This window comes from Martelella sp., from assembly GCF_984369615.1.
In genome coordinates, this window is sequence record NZ_CFHTCS010000171.1 from 1 (window position 1) to 9,248 (window position 9,248).

Below are 9,248 nucleotides of genomic sequence, written 5' to 3' on the forward strand. Positions count from 1 at the left end.
GTCTTGTTCTCGATCCCCGGACGGCCCAGACGTGACCCTGCTTTCCTTCAACGACGTCGACGTGTCATTCCGCCGCTATTGCGGACTGCTGAAGGTCCGCGAAATGCCGGTTCTCAGCCATATCGGCTTTTCGGTGAAGCGCGGCGAGGTGGTCGCGCTGATCGGCGCTTCCGGCGGCGGCAAGAGCCTCATTGCCCATGCGCTGTTCGGCATTTTGCCGCCCAACGCACAGGTCAGGGGCGCTATCCATTTTGACGGGCAGCGTGTTGATGATGGCAGCCGGCCGGCGCTGCTCGGGCGGCGCATGGCACTGGTTCCGCAATCCGTCAGCCATCTCGATCCCCTGGCGCGCTGCTTTCAGCAGCTGCGCTGGGCGGCGCGCCGCGCCGGGCTTGACGTAAAGGATGACGCGCTTATGACGGTGCTGGCGCAATTCGGGCTCGGCGCGGATGCGGCGCGCGCCTTTCCCCATCAGCTTTCCGGCGGCATGGCGCGGCGCATGCTGATGGCCATCGCAACGGTTGGCGACCCGGACCTGATTGTCGCCGACGAGCCGACCAGCGGTCTTGATGACGACAACGCCGCGCGTGTTCTTTCGAAGCTCAAAGACCTGGCCGAAAACGGAAAGGGCGTACTGCTGATCACGCATTCGCTGTCGGCCGCGCTTGCCTATGCCGACAGCGTCTGTCTTGTCCGTAACGGCATGGTGGAAGGCGAGGAGCGCGCCGACGCTTTTGAAGGCAACGGAAGGCTTCTGCGTACCGGTTATGCGCGCGCCCTCTGGCAGGCGCTGCCGCAAAACGACTTTCGGGTGGGCGACGATGCTTGAGGCGAGGAATATCCATTTTCGTTATCGCGCGCGGTCGCCGGTCCTGGACGGGATCGGTCTCGCCCTTCGTCCGGGCGAGGTCGTTGGCCTGACGGGTCCGTCCGGAGGGGGGAAATCGACGCTTGGCCGTATCCTGGCCGGCCATTACCGCCCGGCATCGGGTCAGGTTCTCGTCGATGGCGCCGGGCACCCGCGGGGCTTCAACCCGGTCCAGTATCTGCATCAGTCGCCGGTCTTCGCCGTCAACCCGCGGTGGACGGTCGGCAAGGTTCTCGCGGAGGCCTGGCAGCCCGATGCGGCGCTGCGGCGAGCGTTCGGTGTTTCGCGCTCATGGCTTGATCGCTATCCCCACGAGATTTCGGGCGGCGAGCTGCAGCGCGTCGCCCTTTTGCGCGCCTTTGCCCCGCAAACCCGCTATCTGATCGCCGACGAGATTTCCGCGCAGCTCGATCCCCTGACCCAGGCACAGATATGGTCCGTCTTGCTCGAACAGGCCGAAAGCCGTCGTCTTGGCGTCCTCGTCATCAGCCATGACATGCCGCTTCTCGGCCGGATTGCAGAACGCGTCGTCACCATCTGACGGCCGGCCGCCAACCCGTGGCCGGCGCCGGCCGCGGCTATCTTCATGTTCCGCGGCTTTCCTGCCCCCTTGCGCCGCCTTTCGGCCCGACCGGGATCTAACTCCGTTTTGCCGCAAGCCAGGCGCTGGCATCCGCGACCTCCATCGGCCTGCCGAAGAGATAGCCCTGACCGAGATGCACCCTGAGCCGAAGCAGCATGGCCCGCTCCGCTTCCGTTTCCACGCCTTCCGCGATCGTGGCGGCGCCGGTCTGCTCGGCGAAATGGACCATGCCTGCAACGAGCGCCTGCTTGGCCGGGTTCACGTCAATGTCGCGGATCAGCTCGATGTCGAGCTTCAGGATGTCGGGCTTCATGCGGAGGAGAGCGACGAGCCCGGAAAATCCGGCGCCGACGTCATCCACCGCCGTTCTGACGCCGAGCGCTTTCAGCCGGTCCAGTTCGAAGCCCAGCCGCTCGTGGTCCTCGACGATATCATGTTCCGTTACTTCCACCACCACCCGGCTCGGGTCGGCGGCACGGATGATGTCGGAAAGCACGCCGGTCGCGATGGTTTCCGGCGAGGCGTTGACGCCGATCGTCACGTCCTGGGGAAGGTCGTTGAAAAGGGCGAGCGCCCTTGAGATCGAAAGCGATTCCAGTTCGACCCGACGCCCGATTGCGCCTGCTTCCTCATACCAGACGTTCGGCGGGCGGTACGGCTCTCCGGCAAAGCGCGACAGCGCCTCGAACTTGATCGGCGCGCCGCTTTCAAGCGAAACGATCGGTTGCAGCACGATCCGCAGCGCGTCGCCTTTGAGCGCGCTGTCGATGCGGCTTGCAGCGGCGGCTGCTTCGCTTCGTCGGCGCAGCCCGGCATTGATCTGCCGGCTGGCGAGGTTGGCGAAGGTTTCCATGATCTTCAGATCGCGCTCGCCGAGCGTCGGATGGGGGGTCGAGCGCAGACAGCAGAACATGCCGAAGACCGACCCGTCCTCGCGGTGGACGGGAACGCTCAGGTGGCTGCCGATCGGAATGTTCGCGGTGATCGGCATGGATACGGCCAGCGGATGGTCCGCCGTATCGGCCATCACGCTCGGCAGGCGTCCATCGAGAATGTGCTGGCAATAGACTTCCTGCAGGCTGAGAACAGCGCCGGGGAAGGCAATCGCTTCGAAACCCGGGGCGCTGACGGCGCGAAACACGGAATTGCCGTCGACGATTTCCGACACATAGGCAACCTGCATGTCGAAATGGGTGCGCACGGTTTCGAGAATGAGATCGAGGGTATCTCCGTTGGCGGAAGGGCCGTCGAGTTCGAGTCTGAGGGGCAGGCGGCTCATCGTGGTTGGCCTTTTCGCTGGGGTGGCGACCGCGTCTCCTCCCGGCAGACCACGCCCTGGCTTCGTTGTTGCCGAACCGTATCCGGGGACGCGGGTTAATATCCCTTGTCCGCTCATGCGCACCGGTTCCGTTTGGCGACAAGTATAGGCCCGTCGGAAGCTTCGTCCAGCACCATCTCTGGTAAAACAGTGGTGATCCGGCCTGTCGCCGCCCGCCGAACGGGCAGGTTCTCCCGGAGAGAAAACCCGCCGGGATTGGCGGCATAAAGCCACAATCGCCGAATTCTGCATAAAAATCCGTGCGGAGACGATTGTGCTGGGCTAGACAGGGCGCCTGGGTTCTTCAGTCGGCGAGGGCGCATTGCTGTCCTGCCGCTGGCCTGGAAGACGGCGTGTGACGGGTGAATGATGATTTTTCTGCTGGCCGCAGTTTCAATCTTTTCGCGGGTCAACGGTCCGCTGCTGGCGCTTGGTCGGTGGACGGGCGCTGCCCTCATGGGCCTGATGGTGGTCGTCATCCTGGTGCAGGTGTTCTTCCGTTACGTCCTGAACGACGCGCTTGCCTGGACGGAGGAACTCGCCCGTTTCCTGATGCTGTGGATGGTCAGCCTGATGGCGCCGACCGCCTTTCGGCACGGCGGCTTCATCAGCATCGACACGCTCAGGCGCTTCCTGCCGGACAGGCCGGCCGCGCTCCTCAATCTGGCCCTGCTGCTCGTGTCCGCCGTGGTTTTGTGGTGGGCCGTCACGATTGGCTGGAGCGAGGCGACCGGCATTGGCGGACGCTTCACCATGCCATCGCTGATGCTCCCGACCGCGCTCGACCTCTCTGCATGGATGAAGGTGCCGCGCTCGTTCATGATGGCGTCGCTCGCAACCGGCGTCACCATGATGTTTTCCGTCAACATCGAGCTCTTGCTGCGGCTTCTCGCAGACCTTTTCGGCGCGGGCGATCGGCTGAAGCCGCTTGCCCACGCCGTCGGGCTGGAGAGCGAATGATGCTGAGCCTGTTTTTGCCGCTTTTTCTGGTGTTCCTGTTCTGTGGCCTGCCGGTGTTCTTCGCCCTGATCGCGGCACCCGCGCTGCTTCTGTGGTTCAATGGCCAGGAGCGCGATATCGTTCTGCTCTACCGCAATGTCTATAACGGCATGGACTCCTTCCCGTTGATGGCGGTGCCCTTCTTCATGCTGGCGGGCGAACTGATGAACCGCGCCGGCATCACCGAACGGCTGGTGGAGTTCTCCCAGGCGGTCATCGGCCATTTCCGCGCCGGCCTTGCCCACGTGAACATCCTCTCCTCCATGCTGTTTGCCGGCCTTTCGGGCTCGGCCGTTGCCGATGTTTCCGCGCTCGGCGCGATGATGATCCCGGCGATGGAAAAACAGGGCTACAGCCGCAGGTTCGCCGCCGCCGTCACCGCCGCATCCTCGATCATCGGACCGATCATCCCGCCGTCCGGGATCATGATCATCTACGCCTATGTGATGGGCGAAAGCGTTGCCGCGCTGTTTCTGGCGGGCATCGTGCCGGGCATCCTGATCGGCGTGTCGCTGATGGTGCTCGTCCGGCTGATGGCTGACCGCGAGGGACTGCCTGCCGCGACGGAAAGGGCCGGCTGGAAGACACGCGGCGAGGCGAGCCTGAAGGCGTTCTGGCCGTTGCTTACCCCGGTCATCATCATGGGCGGCATTCTGGGCGGCGTGTTCACGCCCACGGAAGCTTCGGCGATCGCGGTGGCCTATGCCTTCTTCATCGGTTTTTTCGTGCTGCGTTCGCTTCATGTGCGCGATGTTCCGGGCATCCTGATGCGCTCCGGACTGACCGCCTCGGTGGTGCTGCTGCTGGTCGGCGCTGCCATGGCCTTCAAGACGGTGGCCTCGCTTTCGCACACGCCGGAACTTCTCGCCTCGATCCTGCTGGGCCTGACGGAAAATCCGCTGATCCTGCTGTTTCTGATCAATATCCTGCTTTTCGTCGTCGGCATGTTTCTCGATGCCGGTCCGGCGATCATCATATTGGGGCCGATCCTGGGGCCGATTTTCCTGGATATGGGCGTTGATCCGGTTCATTTCGCCATCATCATGGCGGTCAACCTGACGGTCGGCCTGCTGACGCCGCCCATGGGGCTGGTATTGTTCGTCACCTCATCCGTCGCGCGCCTGAGCGTCGAGACCGTGGCGCGCGCCGTGCTGCCGTTTCTCGCCGTCGAGGCCGTGATCATCTTTCTGATCACCTATATCCCCGCGATCAGCCTGACCCTGCCGCGGCTGTTCGGATTTCTGGAGTAAACATGCGCTATAATCAAAGCAAAGGGAGGACTGACATGCTCAAGGACTTTATCAAGACGGCGCTCGTCGCGGGCGCTCTCGCCATCTCGGCGGGCCAGATTGCGGCGGCCGCCGACATCACCTTGCGCGCCACGGCCAATTCCAACGAGAATGACGAGGATTATGACGGTCTCGTCGTCTTCAAGAACCATATCGAGAACGCCTCCAACGGCGCGATCGCGGTCGAGATTTTCATGGGCACCCAGATCTGCGCCACGGGCGAGGAATGCCTGCAGGGCATCGCCGACGGCACGATCGACATCTATATGTCGACCTCGGGCGGCGCGGCGGGCCTTTTTCCCTATCTGCAGATTCTCGACCTGCCTTATCTGATGAATGATGACCGGGTGGCCGAGGAGGTGCTGTCCGGCCCCTTCACCATGGAACTGCGCGATCTGGCGCTTGCCGACAGCGGCGACACGATCCGCCTGATGACGATCGGCAATACCGGCGGCTGGCGCAATTTCGCCAATACCGAGCACACGATCAAAACGCCCGCCGACATGAAGGGCATGAAGCTGCGCACCGTGCCGGCGGAACTGCCGCAGGAACTGGTGCGCGCGCTCGGCGCATCTCCGACGCCGATCGCCTGGCCGGAACTCTTCACCTCGCTGCAGACCGGCGTGGTGCAGGGCACGGCCAACGGCATTACCGACATCATGAACATGAAGTTCACCGATGCCGGGCTCAAATTCATCACGCTCGACCGCCATTCCTACATGGCCGCCTTCTGGTGGATGTCGAATGAACGCTTCCAGAGCCTGACGGACGACCAGAAGAAGATCGTTGCCGATGCTTTCTACGCGCTGCAGCAGGCGACCTTCGCCAGCCCCAAGCGCAAGGAAATCGCGGCCTATGAAGACTTCCTGAAGGCGGGCGGCGAGATTTACGTGCCGAGCGATGCCGAAAAGGCGGAGTTCAAGGCCGCCGTGGAGCCGGTCTTCGACTGGTTCAAGACTTCGGTGCCGGGCGGCGAGGATATCTTTGCCAGCTTCACGGCGGCCGTTGACGAGGCGGAAGCCACGGTCAACGAACAGCGCGCGGTGGAAATCGCCAACTAATTTTTGCTGAAGTCGGCGCCCCGGCCGCCCGGGCCGGGGCGTTTATTCCTCCACGGGAAAAAGATGGGCCCTGGCGGGTTCGAAGACGAGCGTGATCTTGCTGCCGGTTTCAAGCGGGCGGTCCTCCGAAAGCGCTGCGACGATGCGCCCGCCGCGCGTGAGCTCGACATTGACCACCGTCTCCGTGCCGAGGCGCTCGACCAGCGAGACCGTGCCGTGCAGCCCGCCCGCCGTGCCGTCCTCGACCACATCGAGATATTGCGGCCTGAGCCCCAGCCTGGCCTTTGAGGTTTCGGAAAAGTCAAACCGGGTCGCTGAAATCGTGACCGGGTCGAGCGCCTCCGATTGCACGGTCATCGCATCGCCGTCCCTCTCGACAATCTCGACATCCATGAAATTCATCGAGGGCGAGCCGATGAAGCCGGCGACGAAAAGGTTGGCGGGCTCGTGGTAGAGTTCCATCGGGCTGCCGACCTGCTGCACCGCGCCGTCCTTCAGCACCACGATGCGGTCGGCGAGCGTCATCGCTTCGACCTGGTCGTGGGTCACATAGATCATCGTCGCGCCGAGCTGGTTGTGCAGCTTGCCGATCTCCATGCGCATGTCCATGCGAAGCGCCGCATCGAGGTTCGACAGCGGTTCGTCGAAGAGGAAGACGCTCGGATTGCGCACGATCGCCCTGCCGATCGCCACGCGCTGACGCTGGCCGCCGGAAAGCTGCGAGGGGCGGCGGTCGAGCAGATGCTCCATCTGCAGGATGCGCGCCGCCCGCTGGACGGCTTCTTCCTTTTCCTTCTTGCCGACGCCGGCAATCGTCAGCCCGAAGGCGACATTCTCGCGCACCGACATATGCGGAAAGATCGCATATGTCTGGAACACCATGGCGATGCCGCGTTCCTTCGGCTGCAAGTCGTTGACGCGCCTGCCGCCGATTTCGAGCGTGCCGTCGGTAATGTCCTCCAGGCCTGCGATCATCCTCAAAAGCGTCGATTTTCCGCACCCCGAGGGACCGACGAAGACGACGAATTCGCCGTCCTTGATCTCAAGGTCGACGCCCTTGATAACCTCGACCTTGCCGAAGGATTTGCGGACGTCCCTGAGCGCCAGTTCTGCCATTTGCGTTTCTCCCCTCAGCCCTTGACGCCGGTGGATGCGATGGATGCGATGAAGGCGCGCTGCAGCACCAGATAGAAGGCGAGGACCGGCACGGTGATCATCGAGAGATAGGCCATCACCTCGCCCCAGGGCACGTTGAGCTGGAAGAAATAGCCGAGCCCGACCATGATCGGCCGGTGCGCCTCGTCCTGGACCACGATCAGCGGCCAGAGATATTGTTCATTGTACATTTTCAGAGCCTTCAGGATGGCGGCGGTGGCGATGACCGGGCCCGAAAGCGGCATCACCACGCGGCGGTAGATCTGCCACCAGCTTGCCCCTTCCGCCCGCGCCGCTTCGATCAGTTCGCGCGGCAGGTCCTTGAAATACTGCACGAACAGAAAGACCGTCAGCGCATCGGCGATCCACGGGATGATCTGCACCCGGTACGTATTGAGCCAACCCCATGTGAGCCCGTCCACCCCGACCCATGGCAGGCGCGAGACGAACAGCAGAAGCGGAATGGCGATCGTCTCGAACGGGATGATCAGCGTGGCAAGTACGATGGAAAGCACCAGCGCATTGCCGCGCCAGCGCACGAAGGTGAAGGAAAAGGCGCCGAGCGAGCACAGGAACAGCGAGGCCAGCACGGTGAGCGTGGTGATCATCACCGAATTAAAGACGAACAGGCCGATCGGCGCGCGCTCGAAGGCATCGGCATAGTTCTGCAGGCTGATGTCGCCGACGGGCAGGAAAGCCCTGAGCGACGAGGTGTCGCGCAGGAGTTGGGCATCGGGCTTGAGCGACGACATCACCATGAACAGAAGCGGCAGCAGGAAGACGAGCGCCACCAGAACCAGCACGAGGTAGCGGGTGACGAGCCTGAGGCCGTGATTGTCGCCGGAAATCGCCGCCATCGCTCAGTTCCTTTCCCGGGTGAAATAGCGCTGCGCCAGAGAGATCGCGAGCACCAGCACGAAGAGCACGACCGAGATCGCCGAGCCGCCGGAGATATCCTGCCGTCCATAGCCGCGCTCGACCGCCTGGTAGACCAGCGTCTGGGTCGAATCGAGCGGCCCGCCCTTGGTCATCACGTCGATCTGGGCGAAGACGGCGAAGCATTGCATGGTGATGACGACCAGCACGAGGACGGCGGTGTTTCTGAGCCCCGGCCAGGTCACATAGCGGAAGGTCTGCCATTTCGACGAGCCTTCGATCGCCGCGGCCTCGTAAAGCGTCGGCGGGATGGTCTGAAGGCCGGCAAGCCAGATCACCATGTGGAAGCCGACCGCCTGCCAGATCGACATGGCGATGATCGAACCGAGCGCGGTATGGGTATTGCCGAGCCAGTCGACCGGCTGGAACAGGCCGAAGGTGAGCCCGGACAGCAGGCTGTTCAGAAGCCCGTCATTGCCGTCATAGATGAACCGCCAGAGCAGCGACACGACCACGATCGAGACCACGACCGGCATGAAGAATACGGCCCGGAACACATTGACGCCGCGTAATCGCTGGTTGATCAGAAGCGCGAGCCCCAGCGCCAGCCCCGCCTGCACCGGCGCCGTGACGGCGACGAAGATCAGCGTGTTGGTCAGCGCCTTCATGAACACGACGTCGCGCGCCACCACCACATAGGCGGTATGGCCCGCATGGATGCGGAACCATTCGCGCATGCCGCGATATTGCGGATAGTCGTCGGAACGGGTGAAGGCGCGCACGCGCGGATATTCCAGCGCCCCGTCATCATCACGCAGCAATTGGCCGTCGTCATCGCGTTCGGGCTCGATGCTGATGACGTTGAGCCCGAGCAGGTCGCGGTAGTTCTCCATGCCGACATAGCGCATCGGATTGGGGGAGATCAGCCGCTGGTCGGTGAGCGAAAAGCCGATGGCGAGAAAGAAGGGCAGAATGATGAAGAGCCCGATGAGCAGGATCGACGGCGCGGCGAAGGCCCAGCCTGCCCCATTGTTCTCCGTCAGTTTCCGGCTCATGTGTCTGTCCTCGTATTGAGGGGGTGGCGGCAGGCCCGAACATT

At 63.2% G+C, this 9,248-nt stretch carries 9 protein-coding genes; 5 read left to right on the forward strand and 4 right to left on the reverse strand.

Translation table 11 applies throughout. From position 1 onward, the window contains the following. The first annotated feature begins 31 nt into the window (after positions 1-31). Entirely contained in the window at positions 32-829 is a 798-nt protein-coding gene (locus AC5DC2_RS13970) for an ATP-binding cassette domain-containing protein (protein WP_491698908.1), read from the forward strand. Then, entirely contained in the window at positions 822-1,409 is a 588-nt protein-coding gene (locus AC5DC2_RS13975; protein WP_491698909.1) for an ABC transporter ATP-binding protein, read from the forward strand. Before AC5DC2_RS13970 ends, AC5DC2_RS13975 begins: the two co-directional genes overlap by 8 nt. Before the next feature lie 97 nt (positions 1,410-1,506). On the opposite strand, the gene AC5DC2_RS13980 is transcribed toward AC5DC2_RS13975, so the two are convergent. Then, on the reverse strand, positions 1,507-2,730 hold the full coding sequence (locus tag AC5DC2_RS13980; protein ID WP_491698910.1) for a sensor domain-containing phosphodiesterase: 1,224 nt from the start codon (positions 2,728-2,730) through the stop codon (positions 1,507-1,509). Positions 2,731-3,135: 405 nt separating this feature from the next. On the opposite strand from AC5DC2_RS13980, the gene AC5DC2_RS13985 reads away from it, so the two are divergent. Genes AC5DC2_RS13985 through AC5DC2_RS13995 form a run of 3 tightly spaced genes read left to right on the forward strand, consistent with a single transcriptional unit; the run spans position 3,136 to position 6,118 of the window. Next, complete coding sequence (locus tag AC5DC2_RS13985) at positions 3,136-3,729, forward strand: TRAP transporter small permease (protein WP_491698911.1); 594 nt, start codon at positions 3,136-3,138, stop codon at positions 3,727-3,729. Continuing rightward, positions 3,729-5,018 carry a TRAP transporter large permease gene (locus tag AC5DC2_RS13990; protein WP_024706956.1) on the forward strand — a complete coding sequence of 430 codons (1,290 nt, stop codon included), beginning with the start codon at positions 3,729-3,731 and terminating at the stop codon, positions 5,016-5,018. The genes AC5DC2_RS13985 and AC5DC2_RS13990 overlap by 1 nt, the downstream gene beginning before the upstream one ends. 35 nt (positions 5,019-5,053) lie before the next feature. Next, the gene (locus tag AC5DC2_RS13995; protein WP_491698912.1) at positions 5,054-6,118 is read left to right on the forward strand and encodes a TRAP transporter substrate-binding protein; all 1,065 of its coding nucleotides are present in this window, start codon (positions 5,054-5,056) and stop codon (positions 6,116-6,118) included. A gap of 42 nt (positions 6,119-6,160) precedes the next feature. Here AC5DC2_RS13995 and AC5DC2_RS14000 read toward each other — a convergent pair whose 3' ends face one another. From AC5DC2_RS14000 to AC5DC2_RS14010, 3 genes are read right to left on the reverse strand one after another with little or no spacing between them, the layout of a single operon-like run. Continuing rightward, a complete protein-coding gene (locus AC5DC2_RS14000) occupies positions 6,161-7,234 on the reverse strand; it encodes an ABC transporter ATP-binding protein (RefSeq protein ID WP_491698913.1) in 1,074 nt (357 codons plus the stop codon). A 14-nt stretch (positions 7,235-7,248) separates the two neighbouring features. Further along, on the reverse strand, positions 7,249-8,130 hold the full coding sequence (locus tag AC5DC2_RS14005; protein WP_024706959.1) for a carbohydrate ABC transporter permease: 882 nt from the start codon (positions 8,128-8,130) through the stop codon (positions 7,249-7,251). Positions 8,131-8,133: 3 nt separating this feature from the next. Then, a complete protein-coding gene (locus AC5DC2_RS14010; protein WP_491698914.1) occupies positions 8,134-9,204 on the reverse strand; it encodes a carbohydrate ABC transporter permease in 1,071 nt (356 codons plus the stop codon). Positions 9,205-9,248: the final 44 nt, after the last annotated feature.